The organism is Coprococcus eutactus, from assembly GCF_001404675.1.
GTDB lineage: Bacteria > Bacillota > Clostridia > Lachnospirales > Lachnospiraceae > Coprococcus > Coprococcus aceti.
The window spans coordinates 526,633-545,448 of sequence record NZ_CYXU01000001.1; the positions used below are offsets into that span (position 1 = coordinate 526,633).

Consider the following 18,816-nt stretch of genomic DNA (forward strand, 5'->3'; position numbering starts at 1 on the left):
GTGAAAAGGAGACAGAACACAGGATGAACATACTGTTGATCGTAACGTTTATTATATGGATATATGTGCTTACGGTTCTAAAACGTGGCAAACTCGAATTCTGGTATTTCATTGCAGGCAGTGTGGGTCTCTTTATATACATGCTTATACTGGTTGAGCCGGTCATTCTTGCCCCACTGCAAAAAGCAGTATCCGCAGTGGCAGGGATGTTTGGGGATATGACTGGAATATACGAGTCTTATTTCAACAAAAATGTAATATTTATATCCACAGGGGATACAAACCTTTCAATGTATATAGACTATGAGTGCTCAGGCATCATAGAGATACTGGCATTTTTGGCGCTCCTGTGGTTTTTTCCTTTGTATCACACATATGAGAAAAGCGTGCTCAGCGTAGTGGGAGGATTTGCGATATTTGTGTCAAATGTACTCAGGATATTTGTGATCTGCCTCATAATATATATGTTTGGAGAAAGTTCATACTTCATTGCCCATACGATAATAGGGCGTCTTGTGTTCTATGCATGCACGGTTGCACTATATTTCTTTGTATTTACAAAGTCGCAGATAATAAGACAGAAGGTTGGAGGTTTTAAGTTTGACGCACATAATGCAGATATTTCATAGTTCTATTATATTCTGGGCAGCCTGGGTCATCATACCTATAGTTATGGAGATCATTCCGACCATAGGCAACTTTGTGATACTGATAAAGAAAAAGATAGTGTCACATAAGGAGAAGGCAGTAAACTTTTCACCTGAGATAACCATGATAATACCGGTGTACAATCAAGAGCACAGTCTTAGACGGTGTATCAAGTCAATTAATGATTCAAGTTACCCAAATGATAAGATATATATACTTGTCGTCAACAACATGAGTACAGACAGAAGCTTTGAAGTGTTCTGCGAGTGTCAGGAGGAGTTTCCGGAACTTACCATGAACTGGGTAAATTCAAAGCAGGGCAAGTCTAAGGCACTGAACCTTGGGCTTTTCAACAGCTTTGGCAAATATGTGATCCATATAGACAGTGACGGTGTTCTGCAGAGGGATGCCATAAGAAATATGGTCGTAAAGTTTGAGAGAAACGCTGATATTGACTGTATGACGGGTACAATCATGACAAATCCTGAGATGATAGACGAGACAAAGGGATTCGGACTTCGCCTGCTCAGAAAACTTGAGTTTTTTGAGTATGCCCAGGCTTTTCTTGCCGGAAGAAACTTTCAGTCAGAATTCAACAACATATTTACACTTTCCGGTGCTTTTTCAGCGTTCAGACGTTCCACCATCATGAGAACCAATATGTACAATACGGATACAGTGTGCGAGGACACACACGTAACATTTCAGATAAGAGATGTGCTTGGTGAAAGTGTGGTTCTCTGCAGTGAGGCGATATTTTACGTTGATCCGATAGAAGACGTGAACAGATTGTATATCCAGAGGCAGAGATGGCAGCGTGGGGAGATAGAGGTTGTCCATATGTTCATGAAGAACAGAATGAATGTGGTCAGGGGATTTTTCTCGGATTTCATAGTTAGACTTGTCATGTTTGATCATACATTTGCATTTCCGCGAATGATATGGTACTTCGCACTAATATGTCTGGGATTTGTGAATTACCCATTTAGTCTTATCATACAGTCGGTCATCATTATGTACATGCTGTATGTTTTTACCACAGCACTTCTTTATATATGTATAAGCCTGTTTTTAAAGCCCTTTAAAAAGCTTAGAAGATACTATGTGCGAAAAATTTATCTGATATTTCTGCTGCCACTTTACAATTTTGTTGTATTCTGGTTCAGGTTTGCCGGAATAATAAATTCCATGAAGTCAAAGGGCAGCTGGAAGATGCAGACTTTTTCAGATGAAAGGGATACGGCAGTGGGCGTAGTAAGGAGCGATTTTCTGCGGTTTACACACGGACTAGATAAGGTACGCAGATTTGTCAACTATCCTGAGGATGAGCTGGCAGGTGCACATGAGGAGACCAGATGATGGACAGATCTACAGATAAAAATACAGAGAAGAGAAAAGAAAATAAAAAAACGTACAGGGGAAGACTGGTGGCAGCATTTGTAGTTGTTTTGGTCACCACTTTGCTTGAGATCATATATTATGGATACCATATCATGGACAACAGGGACAATGTTGTACATTCGTTTAAGAATGAACAGGACAGCACAGCGCAGATTATTGCAGATGGGCTGGCTGGGAAATCGGAGGATGCGATGATACATTTCATAAGACATTCTGTGCCGGTATCCGGAACTACGTGGGGATTCATTCTCAAAGATGGCAGAGTGCTGTATATGAAGGATGATGATACAACAAAGAATCTGGAGAATATATCATCTAAGGCGGAATTTGAACTCTATATGGAAGATTTGGGCGGAATAGTCAGTGAGGCGTCTGTGTCTGGAACAGAGTATGTGTGTGGTGTATTTACAGACAAAGATTATGTTCTTGAGGAGTATGGAACCTCAAATATGGAATTCTACATTGTGACAGCCGTTATAGCTACGATACTGGTGTTTGGATGTATATTAATTGAATTTGCAGGGAGGATTGGACATGAGGGAAGAAAAGTTATTGCGCTGCAGTCCGATCTTACAGAGCGGAATGAAAAGTTTGATGAGTATGAAAGACTGACAGACCAGTACGAGGAAGAACTCAGAAACAGGGATTTCGATAAGACGGAGATAAAGAGGGAAGGTTACTATGATTTGGAGATAGTTGACACGCTGTTGTCGAAATCTTCGGATACTGAACTTTTTCCGATCACTTTTATGTTCATTCGCGTCAGGATGGGAGACAGGTATTTCTCACGGGATGCCATTTTCAGGATCATGGACTTTATAAAGGGTTCCATGGGAAAAAATCATGTTACAGCGGAACTTTCAAAGGGATATTTCGTGGTGATCATGTACAAGACGGATCTTGCAGCAGCTGAAAAGACGAGAGAGGAAATGCTGTCCAAATGGGAGGCGTTTTCTAAAGGAGCGGAGCTGGAGACTGTACTCAGAGAAGTTGTATCCACGGAAAATCCAAGAAATACATTTTACCATGAGAAGGACAGATTGCTGGACCTTGCGAACTGGTAAGGCGGCTGCAGATGAGAACAAATTCAAATGATGTTGAGTTCAAATGTTTTGAGAGGTGAATTATATGAGGTTCAGACAGTATAAATTCAAATTCTATCTGAATGCCAGACATGGCATATACAAAAATGGAGTCATGGGAGAAATACATCCCCACACATGGGAGATTGTGATAAATGTTGTCAAGGGACGTGATGAGACTGTCAAGTTTCACCATCTTGAACACAGGGTTGAGGAGTTTTTAAGTGCATACCAGGACAAGACGTTAAACGATGTTCCGCCGTTTGATATGATCAATCCGACACTTGAGAATATATGTGAGTATTTCAAGGAAGAACTAACGAAGATATTGAACAGAAACGGTTGGATATTTCTCATGATGGAGATCAGCGAGTCCCCATCGATGTCGTATGTGGTAAGTCTTATCGACGATAGTTACACGGAGGAGATGCAGACGATAAACTCCATAACTGACAGGATACTCAAAGATATAAAGGAAAATGACGAGACCAAATGACAGAAAAGGATAAACTCAGCAGGAGAAAACTTAATATTTATTTCGCTCTTGGTGTGGTTGTCCTTGCCGCACTGGCAGCGGTTGGAGTCATACACTTTAAGAACGTAGTGACTGAACCATCGGGAAATGATGTATGGGGGCATATGTACAAGTCGGAGTATCTCTATAAGGCACTGAAACGTGGACAGATATATCCTCTGTATGACGAGACATGGTATAACGGAATCCAGTTATACAGGTACTGGCCGCCTCTTTCATATTATATAACAGCACTTCTCATGTGTTTCACAGGGGGAAATGTGATAAATGCATATTACCTCTTGTTCGGCGTGTATATATTCTTCGGCGGACTGGCATTTCTGCTCATCGGCAGAAGAATCGGAAGGCCTGTATTTGGAACAGCACTTGCTGTGCTGTGGTTCTTCATGCCTGAAAATGCGAGAATGTACATTGATGAGGGCAATATGCCGAGAATGGTCGTGTCCTTCCTTCTCCCATATCTCATATATTTTATCTGGGTGTATCTCAGGGAAGAGAAGAGATGGGCACTTGCCGGGATTCTCATATTTACAATGCTCATAACCGTTACCCATATCATGATGATAGCTATGATCGGAATAGGAACTTTCTTGTTTTTGTTGTTCGATCATCACAGGAAAATGGGTATAAGACGTCAGGTGATCATCCTGCTCACGATGATATGTGGCATACTCATCATGGGAGTGTGGCTTGTGCCATCACTTTCGGGCGGAATATCATCCATGGATTCCGAGGCAGCATCAGATGTAATGACGATGTGGATGTCTGATCTTTCTTCATCGCTCAATCCGTTAAACCGTATAAATGGAGATATCGGCGCATTTTATTTTGGAATATCCGTTGTCCTGCTCTCCATAGCGGGAATTTTGCTTGCAGATAACAAGAAAAAATCAGGATTTATCCTGGCTCTTGTAATCCTTGTGCTCACGACACCGGATGTTCTGCCGATACTTCGAAAGATGCCGATGAGTCAGGCACTCTGGATGACGCGATTTACAGTTATAGCATATGGATTTTTCTTCCTGTCGCTCATAGAGTGGGAGCGGCTCAGAAAGCCATTTGTGATTGCCTCGGTGATCATACTTGTGGTGGATGCGATACCGTCATTCACATTTGAGAGGTACAGCGTTCCGGCAAATGATGACGGTGTGGCTGTGGCGGGCCTTTTGAGGGATAACACAAGTCAGAGGGCATCGCTCATGGATCTTTCAAGTCTCGGTTCCTATCCATCGTACGGAGTGTGTACAGATGGGGGGGCGTCATATACATTTGGATGGGCATGGCAGGGGGCTGCGACCGCTGACAACATAATGCTGCTCAACCAGGCACTTGAGAATGAACAGTATGATTATCTGTTTGACAGATCGGTCGAGCTTGGAGACGATACAGTTGCAATTGACAGAAAGTATATAGGTGCAAAGGGAAAGACTCTCGATGATGTCACTGCAAGCGCAAAGAAGAGTGGCTACACGTTGACATATGAGTCGGATAAGGTGTGCCTGTTTAAGCTTGATGGTCCGGAGAAGTTCGGTGTTGTCACGCAGTATGATGGCATTGTCATAGGTGACTATGCGGATGGGATAACCCTTGCATTTCCTTCTTTTAAGGCAGGAATGTCCTCAAATATAGAGGATTATTCTACGGACGAACTGAAAAGCTACCATACTGTAATTTTGACCGGATTCTCATATGACACCAGACAGAAGGCTGAGGAGATGGTGAGATCTCTTGCGGATTCTGGTGTAAATGTTGTCATAGACATGACACATGTCCCAGCGGACAGCGCAACGAGGCAGCATGTATTTCTTGGAGTTACGGATATGTCTGTATCATTAAAGTCCAGCTATCCGATTTTTAGCTATGACGGTGAGCAGATATCTACTACAGGATTTCCTGATGATATGTCAGAGTGGAATACCGGATATATAACCGGAGCCATGAACGTGACAGGTACATTCGCTTATGAGATGGAACAGCTTGCATTTGCAGCCACGGACGAGAACAGTCAGAATATCAAATATGTGGGACTGAATCTTTTGTACTATTATAGTGTGACAGGGGACAGCGGTGCAGAGAAGATAGTTGAGGATATTCTTGGCGTGAGCCCGGAGGATCTTCCTGAGAGAACGCTGATTCCTATAAGTAGTGAGATAACGGACGGTGGAATGGTGATAACAGTAAATGATGCTCCGGCAGATATTGCTGATGGAGCCGTGATAAATACTACTCTTGCATATCAGGATATTTTCGTATCTGATTCGGAGATAATGGATGAAAATAATATGCTGTGTGTTGGAACAGGAGTGACAAACATAAAGTTTAAATATCCATTATTTTGGCCAGGAGTGTTGGTGAGTATAGTAGGATTTTGTGGAATGAGTGCAATATGGATACTAGCGTGTAAAGATTACGGAAAGAAAAAAGATTGACAATTTACAAATAATAGTTGTTATATAATAGCTATGTATATAACACGGGGGAAGAAAGATATGTCAGCAAACAGCAGGAACAGAACTGAATATGAGATAAGCAAAGCCAGGAGGAGATTCGCTATCATCTTCCTGGCTGCTGTTGTTGCCACAGCAGGTATGATATCTTTTATCATAACAAAACAGGCAGTTGATAATATGAGAAGCAAGATAGTGAATCTTATATCGTCTAACAACCAACAGCTTGGATACAACGTCGACAATTATCTTGTCGGTATAGAAGATACAGTGGCTCTTTTTTTCTCCGATGATCAGCTGTGTGAGTATGATGCCACAGATGATAGTCTGGATGAATTTACCAGAATACAGCAGGAAGCGGCGATTCAGAATAGGATAAGTGACCTTGGTGTGTTTGACAACTTTACAGATTTTGGTGTCGTATATTCCAATGACAAGAGCGTGGGATGGATTTCCAACACAACACTTCAGGCTTTTCCGGATGGAGGAATATATACATATTTTACTGGACATATAAATGACGAGAAGACAATGTCCGGTTGGTTTTTTGATTATTTAAACAGTCCAGACAGGCTTTTCTACGTCAAGAAACTTAATGAAAATGCTGTGATCGTAACTTCTTTCTATAGCAGGGAACTAAGTTCAGTGGTGAATTTAAGTCATGAACTCAAGGATATGAGGGTGTGTCTTGTAAATGATTCCGAGGAAGTTGCGTATTCAAATAATGCAAAATGCGTTGGAGAAAAAATTGAAGTGAACCTTCCAAAGGAAAATGACGACTTCGAATATCAGACAAATTCGGATGGATATGTTATATCCGTAGCACAATGTTCAAATGGCTGGAGAGTAGTGTCTTACATAGGTGAATCTGAGATATTCAAAGAAGTAGGGAGATTGAAATTGTATTCATTTGTAGCAACTCTTGTGCTGGCTTTATTGGTTGTTGTGACAGGAAGCATTGTATTGAAAAGAATATATACACCTGTTTCCGGAGCTATTGAGGAATTAAAGCAAAAGGCTGAATATGACCAGCTTACAGGACTTATGAATAAAGCTTCGTTTGGAGAAGTTGTTGGATCCTGTCTTGAGGAAAAGTCAGAAACAGTCACACATGTGTTTATAATGATAGATATGGACAATTTTAAAAAGGTAAATGATACTTTGGGTCATGGAGAAGGGGATGTGGTTCTGTCTAAAACTGCTGAACTCTTCACAAAAATGCTTGGAGCAGATTCCGTGATCGGACGGGTAGGTGGTGATGAGTTTGCAGTGTACAGGAAGTTTACTGGATGGACTTTGGAAAGTGTTAGAAAGAAAATGGAATTTGAGCTGAGACTGTTGGCTGAAGATTTTACCAGAACGATTTCGAAACAATATACTGAATGTAATCTTTCGTTATCAGCAGGTGTTTACATAGTAGATGGAGAGAACTCATCTGATTATGAAAGCATGATGAAGAAGGCTGATACCGCTTTGTATAAATCAAAGAGAAACGGAAAAAGTCAGTATAGCTGGTTCGTTGAAAATCAGGATTGATCAGAGGTGAAACAGATGAAACATATAATTAAAAATCACAAAAGAGGATTATCGGTTTTGATGATGCTTTTTTTGCTTTTTGTAATTAGTGGTTGCGGAGAGCAAAAAACAGATATGGCTGTCGGGGATACGATAACTATAGAATATTCCTGGTGGGGCGATGATAGTAGAAACCAGTACACACTGGATGCTGTTGATATATTTGAAAAAGAAAATCCAGAAATAAACGTCAAATGCAAATATGGTGTGTGGAATGGATACGAGAAAAGACAGCATATATATATGAAATCACAGGAGACTCCGGATGTTATGCTCATAAATTATGGCTGGCTTGATACATATTCTTCTGACGGATCTGGCTTTTATGATCTTAATACGCTTTCGGATTATATTGATTTTGAAAACTATACTGAAGAAGAGCTTGCCTTTGGAACAAAAAATGGAAAATTAAATGCTGTTCCTATCGCGTTCAATACGGAGACTTTTTATTATAATGAGACTCTTTGGAACTCATATGGACTTAGTATTCCCAGAACATGGGATGACTTGTTTGATGCAGCCAGAATCATGAGCAAAGATGGGGTATATCCTCTGGGCATGACAAAAAAATCATTATTTTTTATGCTGCTTTCACATTATATACAGACAACCGGAAATGATCCGGTCAAATCTGATGGCACATTGAATCTGAATAAGGAACAGATAGGTGACATGTTGGATTTTTATAAGGAACTACTTGATAAAAAAGTCTTAATGTCTGTAGATTCATTTAACAGGAATGCTTTTGCCAGCGGTGAGGTTGGCGGCACTCTTGCGTGGGTAAGTGATGCAGGAGGATATTGTGATCCTTTGAAGGAAAATGGATATGATGTAAAAATAGGAGAATACATATGTGAGCCGGGGGCAAAATCTTTAGGCTGGTTTGTTAAACCTGCAACAATGTATGCGATAAGTAATAATACTGAACACCCAGAAGCGGCCGCAAAGCTGTTGAATTATCTGTTGAATGGTGAGGAAATGACTTTAAGACAGGGAACAGAAAAGGGTGTTCCGATCAGCAGTTCGGCACTTGCTGTTCTTGATGAGCATGATATGCTGACTGGATTTGAGGTACAGGCAGATGCTATGAGAAAAGAAAACAGCGACAAATTGTCGATTATGGCACCGATATTGGAATCTGAGGATGTGTATGGATCATTTAAATCAGATTCTGACTATTATCTGTACGATAAGTTGAGTCGTGATGAGACTATAGACAGAATTTATAGCGATATGTATAAGAAATAAAATAGTTGACAAAATGATCGATATGTTTTAACATAACGGTGTTATCAAGCGTAACACTGTTATGTTATTTTATATTATAATTAAATGGGTGAGGATTATGGCAAAGAAAATACAACATGACAGCGAGACGAGGAAAGAACTTCTAAAGTGTGCCAAGGAAGAGTTCATGGATAAGGGATTTATGGGTGCGTCACTTAGAAATATATGTCAGAAGGCAGGAGTGACAACCGGAGCTTTATATTTCTTTTTTAAGGATAAGGACGATCTGTTCTGCAATGTTGTGGGACACATGATGGACAGACTCAATGCTGTGTTAACCGAGCATTTTTCCGTTGAGGTGGACGAGATGAACAATGGCATGGCATCAGACCACAATGAGGACAGTGATTTTGAGTCGGCCAGGAACATAGTGCATGAGATTTATATGCATAGAGAAGAAGTGCTTCTTGTTCTTACGAAGTCACAGGGATCCAGTATGGAGAGCATGCCAGACAATATAGTGGATCAGATGGATGCACACAATGCATTTATATGTGAGGCGATGTGCAAGGCTTATGGAACACCGATGGTTGACAGGAATGTGGTACATTGGATGTCTCATTCACAGATTGATATGTTTATATTCATGGTGACACATATTGACAATGAGAAGGATGCCTTGAAGTTCGTTGAGACAGGTATGAAATATCTGATCTCAGGCTGGTATGGCCTGGTTAAGCCGTGGCAGGATCCAGAATAAGATTTGACCGGAATAGAAAATTGAAAACAGTAAAATGAAAAATGTGGTACAGGGGAATCAAATTCCCATTATGTCTTATTACAGGTCTTCCGAATTACAGGGAAGACCTAAAAAAAGGCTTAAACCATAACAGCGTTATGTATGCAAATGAACATTTGAATAGCTGCTAAAGTGTAATGGATTGCTATAAAAAATAAAGTAAATGAAAATTAGAACAACGAGGATATCATAAAGGAGGAAAAATTATGTATTTGGAAGTGTCAGGAGTAAAGAAGAGCTATGGAGAGGGTGGAAGCTATGTGCAGGTGCTTAAAGGTATAAACACAGGTGTTGAAAAAGGACAGATGTGTGTTATACAGGGAACGTCAGGTTCAGGTAAGTCAACACTTCTGAACTGTATAGGTGGTCTTGACACCATGGATTCAGGTTCGATAAAGGTTGATGGAACAGAGATATTTGGTATGAACAGCGACCAGCTCGCGGACTACAGACGTGATAATCTGGGATTTATATTCCAGTTCTATAACCTTGTTCCAAACCTCACTGTAAGGGAGAACATACAGGTGTGTGAGTATCTGACTTATGATCCGCTTCCTGTGGATGATCTGATCGAGACTCTGGGACTTACTGAGCATCAGAACAAGTTTCCTTCACAGCTCTCAGGTGGACAGCAGCAGAGATGTGCTATAGCGAGGGCTCTTGTGAAGAATCCAAAACTCCTTCTCTGTGATGAACCGACAGGAGCTCTTGACTCCAAGACATCCAGAGATATTCTTGTTCTTCTCGAGGAGATAAATGCGAAGTATGGGACGACCATGCTGATAGTAACACATAACAATTCCATCAAGAATATGGTGCACAAGGTTATCTTCATAAAGGATGGCCTTATAAGCAGGGAGTATGAGAACGAAGTGAGAGTTCCAGCGTCAGAATTGGAGGATTTGTAATATGCAGAAGGTTTTGAGAAAAAGGGTTCTGAGGGATCTGAAGGAGAATCTGTTCAGATACATAGCACTTGCATTTCTTATCATCATGGGTATGTATGTCATTGTCTCACTGATAGGAGCCGGATATACGATCATTGACAATGGCGAGACACATGACGAGGCAAATAAGATAGAGGATGGTCAGTTTTCCGTATTCGTTCCACTGAGCGATGAAGAGATATCCCGGCTTGAGGATGTGGGTACTGAGGTTGAGCAGATGTTCTACGAGGACTACGATGTCATGGATGGCAAGACTCTCAGGGTATTTGCCAACAGGAAGAATATAGATCTTGTGGAATGTGATGAGGGAAATCTTGCGGAGGCTGATGATGAGATAGTTGTTGAGAAGAGATTCAGTCAGGTAAATGATATTTCTGTCGGAGATATAATACAGATAGCAGGAAATGAATTCAAGGTGACAGGAATAGGGACATCACCTGATTATAATGCTCTTTTCAAGGAGATGTCAGATACTGTAGTTGACAGTAAGGTGTTTGGAACGGTATTCGTTACAGAGGGGGCGTATGATAAGCTCAATGCAACAGGCGAGAGTGTCAAGACTGAGACATATCTGTATGCGTTCAGACTCGAGGGCAAGACCACCTGTGATGACGTGAAGGATGCACTTGAAGACATCAAGGTCGACACAGACAGCATAGATGATGAGTATTTCCAGGAGTATTGGGATAGAACTGGCGCAGCCATAAACGATTTCAAGGATGGCATAAAGGATCTTAAGTCAGGTGCAAATGAGCTTGCAGATGGACTTGGAGAACTCACTGATAACAACAGGAAGCTCAACAATGCGGCACAGGAGCTGTTTGACGCATACCTTGAACAGGCGTCATCATCTCTCTCAGCGTATGGTTTGGATACAGAGCTCACAGAGGATAATTACAATGACGAGATGACTAAGATTGCCGACAGTCAGGGCGGAGTTTTGGCGATGAGCATTGAAAGTGCCCTGAGTGACATTGACAGCATCAAGGCATTCAAGGACGGTATTAAGGAGTATACCGACGGAGCTACAGAGGCAAAGGATGGCTCGGATGAGCTTGCGGATGGAGTGGCAGAACTCAAGAAGGAGACGGATTCATTCCTCAAGGATTACGACACAGATCTTGCAAATATTACATCATTTGTGACAAGTGATGATAATCCGAGAACAGGCGGAGCCGCTGATGACCAGCAGATCAATGTACAGGCGGGATATTTCTTCGGTGTGCTGCTCATGTTCCTGTTCACATATGTAATATCAGTATTCGTTGTACATGGAATAGAGAAGGAGAGCAGCGTCATAGGTGCACTTTATGCCCTGGGGGTCAAGAGAAGAGATCTCATGATGCATTATCTGACACTTCCGGTCATAGTCACAACAGTTGCAGGCATAATCGGTTTCCTGATCGGAATAAGCAATGTTGGAATCCCTGTTCAGATGGCAGATGCATATGCGTATTATTCCATCCCTGCTATGGATGTGAAGATCCCGCCGATTCTTATAGTGTATGGTATCGTGATGCCGCCACTGGTAGCGATAGTTGTGAACTACTTCGTTATCAGAAAGAAGCTCTCACAGACAGCTCTTTCACTTATAAAGAATGAGGTCAAGCAACCAAAGGGCAGCAATGTCAATCTCGGAGACATGGGATTTGTCGGAAGATTCAGAGTCAGACAGATGCTCAGAGAGATGAGAACAGGCTTAACGGTTGTGATCGGAATGTTCATAGCCCTCATATGCCTGATGTTAAGCCTTAACACTGCAACTTTCTGTTCAAAGGTCAAGAAGCAGAATGTGGAGGATACCCACTATGAATATATGTATACATACAAGTATCCTACAGAGAATCCCCCTGAGGGCGGTGAGGCAGCGTATGCTAAGACTTTGAAGAAAGAGGTATATGGTTACAACTGGGATGTGACAGTTCTTGGACTTTCAAAGAATACTAAGTATTTTGATGTTGACCTTAAGGATGGCAAGAACAGAGTTACCATATCATCATCATTTGCTGAGAAATATGGTTATGGTGTGGGTGACGAAATCGTGCTCCACGACGAGGAGAATGATATAGATTATGGTTTTACAGTGGACAGTGTGACACAGTATACTCCGGCATTTTATGTTTTCATGACTATAGATGATGCAAGGGAGCTGTTCGGAGCTGGAAGTGATGAGTACAATGTAGTATTTTCAGACAAGGATCTGGAGGTTGATCCTGCAAGACTTTACGCAACCACAACAAAGGCCGATATAGAGTCGGCTGCTGGAATATTTGCAGATCAGATGAGAAGTATGGTTATTATGATAGTTATTATCTCGACACTTATATTCGTAGTGGTAATGTATTTGATGATGAAGGTTATGATTGACAGATCAGCATTCTCGATTTCATTGATAAAGGTGTTTGGCTTCAGAACGAAGGAGATCAGAAAGCTATATCTGGATGGCAATTTCTTCATAATCGCAATCGGAGCAGCCATATGCCTGCCACTTGCAAAGCTTATAATGAGTGCAGTGTATCCTTCTCTGGTGTCAAATGTAAACTGCGGCGTCAAGCTGACATTTGCCCCATGGCTCTGGGCTGTGCTTTACGACGGAATACTTGTCCTGTATTTCATAATCAACAGAGCTCTTGTTGGCAGACTGAACAAGATCGTGCCGGCTGAGGTGCTGAAGAACAGAGAGTAAAGATAGTGGCAGTATGATATAAAAGTACCTTAAAATAATATATGATTGCGGAGGCGGTATAAATAATCGTCTCCGTTATTTTGTGTGCAAAATTTGTCTGAAAAGCGGATAGGTATTGTGATTGTTGGCGGGACTATACGGGATATATACGCGTTTTTTCTTGCACAATGTGCAGTTTATATTGTAAAATCATATATGATATGCAAAAAAGTAATAGGAAAAGAGAAGTACAGATATGGAGAAATTACTTAAGATCATTGCCGATGTGAATTCATCGGTGAACAATTTTATATGGGGAGTGCCATCCATGATATGTATCGTGGGCGTGGGACTGTGGCTCCTCATAAGAAACAGGGGGGTTCAGTTTACAAAGTTTGGATACGCGTTCAAGCATACGTTTGGAAGGATATTCAACAAGAAGGAGACTTCAGATGGTGCAATCAGTCCTTTTCAGGCCATGTGTACGGCGTTGGCGGGAACGGTTGGAACGGGAAATATAGCCGGTGTTGCTGGAGCCATCGCCATAGGCGGTCCTGGTGCGGTATTCTGGATGTGGATCTCAGCACTTCTCGGAATGGGAACAAAGTTTGCAGAGGTCGTACTTGCAGTGTTCTACCGTGAGAAGGATGTGAATGGTGACTGGGTCGGCGGACCAATGTATTACATCAAGAATGGCCTAGGCAAGAATGCTTACTTCCTGGCTATAGCATATTCAGTCCTCGGTATACTCACAGTGTTCGGAACAGGAAATGCAACACAGGTCAATACCATCACAACAGCTATAGATTCAGCACTTTTTAATTATAATCTGGCTGACAAGAGCAATACATTTACAATCAATCTTGTGATAGGAATCATAATAGCTATTCTTGTTGGTCTCATACTTATAGGAGGAATCAAGAGAATAGGAAGCGTGACAGAGAAGCTGGTGCCATTCATGGCTGCTATGTATATCATCATGGCTATAATTCTTGTAATAATCAATATCAAGAGTGTGCCGGGAGTGTTCGCTTCTATATTTGAAGGTGCATTCAATCCGAAGTCCGTGACCGGTGGAATAGTTGGAAGTCTGTTCCTCAGCATGAGAAAGGGTGTATCGAGAGGTATTTTCTCCAATGAGGCAGGTCTTGGTACAGGATCCATAGCCCATGCATGTTCTGATGTAAAGCATCCGGTGCAGCAGGGACTCTGGGGAATATTCGAGGTATTTATCGATACTATAGTTATATGTACGCTTACGGCACTTGTAATACTGTGCAGTGGAACTGAGGTAGCCTACGGACAGGCTGCAGGAGCCGATCTCACGATCAACGGCTTTGTTGCAACCTACGGCAACTGGATATCGATATTCACAGCGGTGGCTTTGTGCTGTTTCGCGTTCTCAACCATACTCGGATGGGGACTTTACGGTTCAAGATGTGTCGGATTCCTGTTTGGAAGTAAGCTTATCAAGCCGTTCATGGTTGTGTATGCATTTGTCGCAATCATCGGTGCGACCATGGATCTCGGACTTCTCTGGGATATAGCGGACACCTTCAACGGACTTATGATCATACCTAATCTGATCGCAGTATTCATGCTGTCAGGTACAGTTGTGAAGCTTACCCGTGAGTATTTTCAGGATGGACCGGGCAAGTTTGGGGTTGAGACCGGCAAAGAGAACTGATAAATGAAAGGGACTTTTATATGGAAGAAATATCAAGTGAGATTTCTAACAAGTATGCGATACTTATCGATTCAGAGAATGTATCGGCAAAATATATTGAGAGTATATTTGATGAGCTGTCAAGGCTCGGCTCAATAACGGTGCGGAAGATATATGGGGATTGGTCAAAGAATAACAATGGCTGGGACAAGGATTGTCTGCTGTCATATTCTATACAGCCTGTACAGCAGTTTTCATACACGGCGGGAAAGAATTCAACGGATTCGGCCATGATAATAGATGCGATGGATCTTCTCTATACGAGCAATATAGATGGATTCTGTCTGGTGACAAGCGACAGCGATTTCACTAGGCTTGCATCAAGACTCAGGGAGGCTGGCAAGCAGGTCATCGGAATGGGAGAACGCAAGACTCCGAAAGCGTTCGTGAGTGCGTGTACAAGCTTCAAGATCCTTGATTCACTGGTGACAGAGGATCTCAACAAGCCGGCATCGAAGAATGCCATGCTTGAGGCTGCGGCTGTGGACGAGTCATATATCACAAGCATAAGGGACATAAAGAAGACGGTCTACAATATAATAGATGAGAACGATGACAAGGATAAGAAGACTCATATGGGTGAGATCGGAAGCCGCCTTGTGAACAAATATCCTGACTTTGACGTGAGAAATTATGGATATTCCAAGCTGTCAACATTCCTCAGTGAGGAGTTTGACGATCTGGATATAGACAGCGGCAGGCAGAAATTTGTGTCCATCAAGAACCATATCGATCCTAAGAGTGCTGTCAAGCTGCGCATAGTGAGACTTCTCACGGAGAATTCTGACACTATGTACAATATGGGACTGCTGAATACAGAACTTAAGAATATTATACCCAGCTTCAGCATAAAGAAATATGGATACAGTAAGTTTTCAAGCTTTCTCAAAAGCTTCGGTTGTTTTGAGATCGTGGGAGACAGGGTAAAATTGACAGATAAGTAGAAAGTGTTTAATGCTTAAATATGTCAAAATTTAGAAAAAATGCCAAATAAATTAACGCTTTTTGTTGAAAATCAATAAGAATAGTGATAAATTGAAAATGTGGGTTTTCAGGTACAGAAAATTCACTATGGGGGAAGAAGTGTACGTGCATATTAAGGAGAGGCATAATCTATGATACTTATTGATACTCAAAAAGAGGAGTTTAGCAAATTAAAAGACATACGTGTTTTTGGACGTATAAGTCATGAGAACAGATTCAACAAGAATCTGCTCGTAATAGGTCTTGGGGGACTTGGAGGCAGGACCGTTTGCGCGCTTAAGGGTATGCTGATGGATAACATCACACCCGAGGATAACATTAATTTCCTCATGATAGATTCAGATATAGCAGAGATGGAGGCTACCATAGATGATAGCAAGGAGGGTGTCGGTTTCAATGCCCTTGAGGTTATCAGTATATACAGACCGGACATTGAGAATGTTCTGGAGAATGGAATCCAGAAGAATCCGATCCATGAGAATCTTGCAAACTGGATGGATCCTGAATTCCCGGCTATCACGATAGGAAGAGACGGAGCAAAGGGGAACAGACAGATTGGACGTCTGATGTTCTCGAATGCATATACGGATGTCAGAATGCTCCTTTTTGACAAGCTTCAGGATGTATACGACAAGACGACGGAGGGAACAGTCGATGTCCTGATCGTATCCGGAATCGCCGGAGGAACCGGAAGTGGAATCCTCTCAGATGTCGCATATAACATACGTGCGTATGGCAAGGCGAAGAAGTGGAACAATCTGAGGATTGGCGGTTGCCTGCTCACACCGGATGTACTGTTCGGTCATAAGGCTGTATATGAAGATACAGAGCTTGTGGCGAGACTCAATGCAAATGGATGTGCGACCCTCAAGGAAGTTGATTATTATATGAAGCTCTCCGAGAAGGATGACAACTATACATTTATCAGTAAGTCAAACAAGATGGTCATCAGGGAGAATCTCTTTGATGCCTGCATGCTTGTATCAGGTAGAAAGGACGAACAGGGCTACATACCTGAGGGATACATCACAAGGGATACAGCAAGCTTCCTCTACAGGCTAGCCAGCAACAAGTTCATTGGCAACAATGACGTGGAGAACGACAGGAAGCTTCTCAGGGATGTATTTTTTGAGAATGAGGGATATTCCATCACGAACTGGAAGATGGAGCACAGTGACGAGAATATCAAGAAGTCAAACTGCTATTACAAGGTAGTAAGCGAGGCTGACTACCATATTCCTATCAAAGAGATAGAGAATATGTGTGAGAATGATCTGTTTTCCCAGGCATATAAGGGATTGTTCAGATCTCCGTTCAAGGAGGGCAATGCCGAGGAGGATATCAAGAATGTACTCGCAGAGCTCACTGTATTCTTGCAGGAGGAGCAGGGTGAGAATATCAAACTTGCCGTGAACGGTCTCATACAGTACGGTCAGATCACCAAGCCTACATATAAGATGATAAAGAAGAATACGGACGGTCTTCGAGAGGGCTTTGCCAAGAAGATGGAGAACTTTGAGAAGGAACTTCCGGTTATCATAAAGTCGATGAAGAACAAGCTTTGGAGTTCACTTGATGATGTGATATCCAAATATATGAATGAGTTTGGCCCATATGGCGCAATAGATGTCATAGGTGCACCGAGTGCCGGTGTAACAGATTCTACAAAGGGTATGATGGCTGAAGTCAGAAAGCTTGAGAAGATGATGAAGGATTATACACCGTCGGGTGAATATACCAGAATCATTGATTCCATCAAGACCATTGTTGCGAAGAGATTCTTCACTTTCCCTTCAGCGAAGAGGGAGACTGAGAATGGTTATTTCGATGCATGCATCAAGGAAGCACTTGCTGCGGAGAGAACAAAGCTTATAGATGAACTCGATGCACAGGATCTGTTTGGAGATACACTTAGATGGCTTCAGCAGAGGGCAGAGAGACTTGACGAAATATATTCACAGTTTGGAGAGGATCTGAAGAATTCCATCGAGGATCTTGCGAATAACGGTGATAAGGCTGTTGGCAATATACTCAAGAAAGCCAAGAGACATGAATTCCTTCCGACTGATTATGTAACATCCAGAAGGATAAAAGAGATGGAGACAGGGATCATCAAGCTCATGCTGGACAACGAGTCCAATATAGACAGTGGAAGAGTTGTTCCTGTCAAGGATGAGATGGAGAAGATATACAGAGAGCTGTTTTCCGGTGTGGGAGCATATGGTCCTGAGAAGATGTTCACAGTGGCATTTGCTGATAAGAAGCTAACGGAGCAGGATCTCAACGTTATGTATGGATCTCCGATCAACGACAGGAGAACATCCATCATGGAGGAGGCTGCCAGGGCGTTTGTGGATGATATATCAGAGGAACAGCCTCTGTGTGTTCTTGCTGACGGATATAAGGAGAAGCTTCTTGCAAAGAAATATATATCGGTTCCAAATGTGATGCCGTATTTCAGCAAGGCAGTCAAAGCTATACTGATGGCTCCACCTTACAATGAGAAGGAGGATTCAATAACGCTCAATCCGGGTGAGATAGAGATCTCGATCGATGATATATTTGTCGGTGTTCCGGTATCCATGATGCAGTGTGCGATGGAGATGCAGATGGCTTACAATGCAGTATATGATTACAAGGGACTTCATATTGATGAGGTGAACAAGGATATGAAGAGCTTCCCTGATTTTGTCACAATATAGGTTAGTTTATACAGCCCTTTAATATGCGAGTATTAAGGGGCTGTATTGTTGTTATGACCATGGCGTATTTGGTAGAAA

At 42.0% G+C, this 18,816-nt stretch carries 13 protein-coding genes; all 13 read left to right on the forward strand.

Annotated features, from left to right (window positions below):
* Nucleotides 1-23 precede the first annotated feature (23 nt).
* The 13 genes from xrtG to ARA78_RS02365 all read left to right on the forward strand — a co-directional run bounded on the left by xrtG (nt 24) and on the right by ARA78_RS02365 (nt 18,738).
* Nucleotides 24-629 carry an exosortase family protein XrtG gene (gene xrtG, locus ARA78_RS02305; RefSeq protein ID WP_015535028.1) on the forward strand — a complete coding sequence of 202 codons (606 nt, stop codon included), beginning with the start codon at nt 24-26 and terminating at the stop codon, nt 627-629.
* Nucleotides 601-2,007, forward strand: coding sequence for a TIGR03111 family XrtG-associated glycosyltransferase (locus tag ARA78_RS02310; RefSeq protein ID WP_022216359.1), 1,407 nt, complete (start codon nt 601-603; stop codon nt 2,005-2,007). Before xrtG ends, ARA78_RS02310 begins: the two co-directional genes overlap by 29 nt.
* Nucleotides 2,007-3,113 (forward strand): hypothetical protein, encoded by a 1,107-nt coding sequence (locus ARA78_RS02315; RefSeq protein WP_055222731.1) that lies wholly within the window; start codon nt 2,007-2,009, stop codon nt 3,111-3,113. Before ARA78_RS02310 ends, ARA78_RS02315 begins: the two co-directional genes overlap by 1 nt.
* A 64-nt stretch (nt 3,114-3,177) precedes the next feature.
* Nucleotides 3,178-3,627 (forward strand): 6-carboxytetrahydropterin synthase, encoded by a 450-nt coding sequence (locus ARA78_RS02320; protein WP_015535025.1) that lies wholly within the window; start codon nt 3,178-3,180, stop codon nt 3,625-3,627.
* Nucleotides 3,624-6,095 (forward strand): 6-pyruvoyl-tetrahydropterin synthase-related protein, encoded by a 2,472-nt coding sequence (locus ARA78_RS02325; RefSeq protein WP_055279922.1) that lies wholly within the window; start codon nt 3,624-3,626, stop codon nt 6,093-6,095. The genes ARA78_RS02320 and ARA78_RS02325 overlap by 4 nt, the downstream gene beginning before the upstream one ends.
* A gap of 60 nt (nt 6,096-6,155) precedes the next feature.
* Nucleotides 6,156-7,649, forward strand: a complete 1,494-nt coding sequence (locus ARA78_RS02330; protein WP_022216363.1) for a GGDEF domain-containing protein — start codon at nt 6,156-6,158, stop codon at nt 7,647-7,649.
* Between the two features lie 15 nt (nt 7,650-7,664).
* Nucleotides 7,665-8,936: an ABC transporter substrate-binding protein gene (locus ARA78_RS02335; protein ID WP_082418034.1), complete on the forward strand. Its 1,272-nt coding sequence runs from the start codon at nt 7,665-7,667 to the stop codon at nt 8,934-8,936.
* Nucleotides 8,937-9,033: 97 nt separating this feature from the next.
* Nucleotides 9,034-9,675: a TetR/AcrR family transcriptional regulator gene (locus ARA78_RS02340; protein ID WP_055279923.1), complete on the forward strand. Its 642-nt coding sequence runs from the start codon at nt 9,034-9,036 to the stop codon at nt 9,673-9,675.
* Between the two features lie 245 nt (nt 9,676-9,920).
* Nucleotides 9,921-10,622: an ABC transporter ATP-binding protein gene (locus ARA78_RS02345; RefSeq protein WP_055279924.1), complete on the forward strand. Its 702-nt coding sequence runs from the start codon at nt 9,921-9,923 to the stop codon at nt 10,620-10,622.
* Between the two features lies 1 nt (nt 10,623).
* Nucleotides 10,624-13,347 carry an FtsX-like permease family protein gene (locus ARA78_RS02350; protein WP_055279925.1) on the forward strand — a complete coding sequence of 908 codons (2,724 nt, stop codon included), beginning with the start codon at nt 10,624-10,626 and terminating at the stop codon, nt 13,345-13,347.
* Between the two features lie 235 nt (nt 13,348-13,582).
* Entirely contained in the window at nt 13,583-15,013 is a 1,431-nt protein-coding gene (locus ARA78_RS02355; RefSeq protein WP_055279926.1) for an alanine/glycine:cation symporter family protein, read from the forward strand.
* 20 nt (nt 15,014-15,033) lie between these two features.
* Complete coding sequence (locus ARA78_RS02360; RefSeq protein WP_015535019.1) at nt 15,034-15,996, forward strand: NYN domain-containing protein; 963 nt, start codon at nt 15,034-15,036, stop codon at nt 15,994-15,996.
* 171 nt (nt 15,997-16,167) lie between these two features.
* Entirely contained in the window at nt 16,168-18,738 is a 2,571-nt protein-coding gene (locus ARA78_RS02365; RefSeq protein WP_055279927.1) for a tubulin-like doman-containing protein, read from the forward strand.
* Nucleotides 18,739-18,816: the final 78 nt, after the last annotated feature.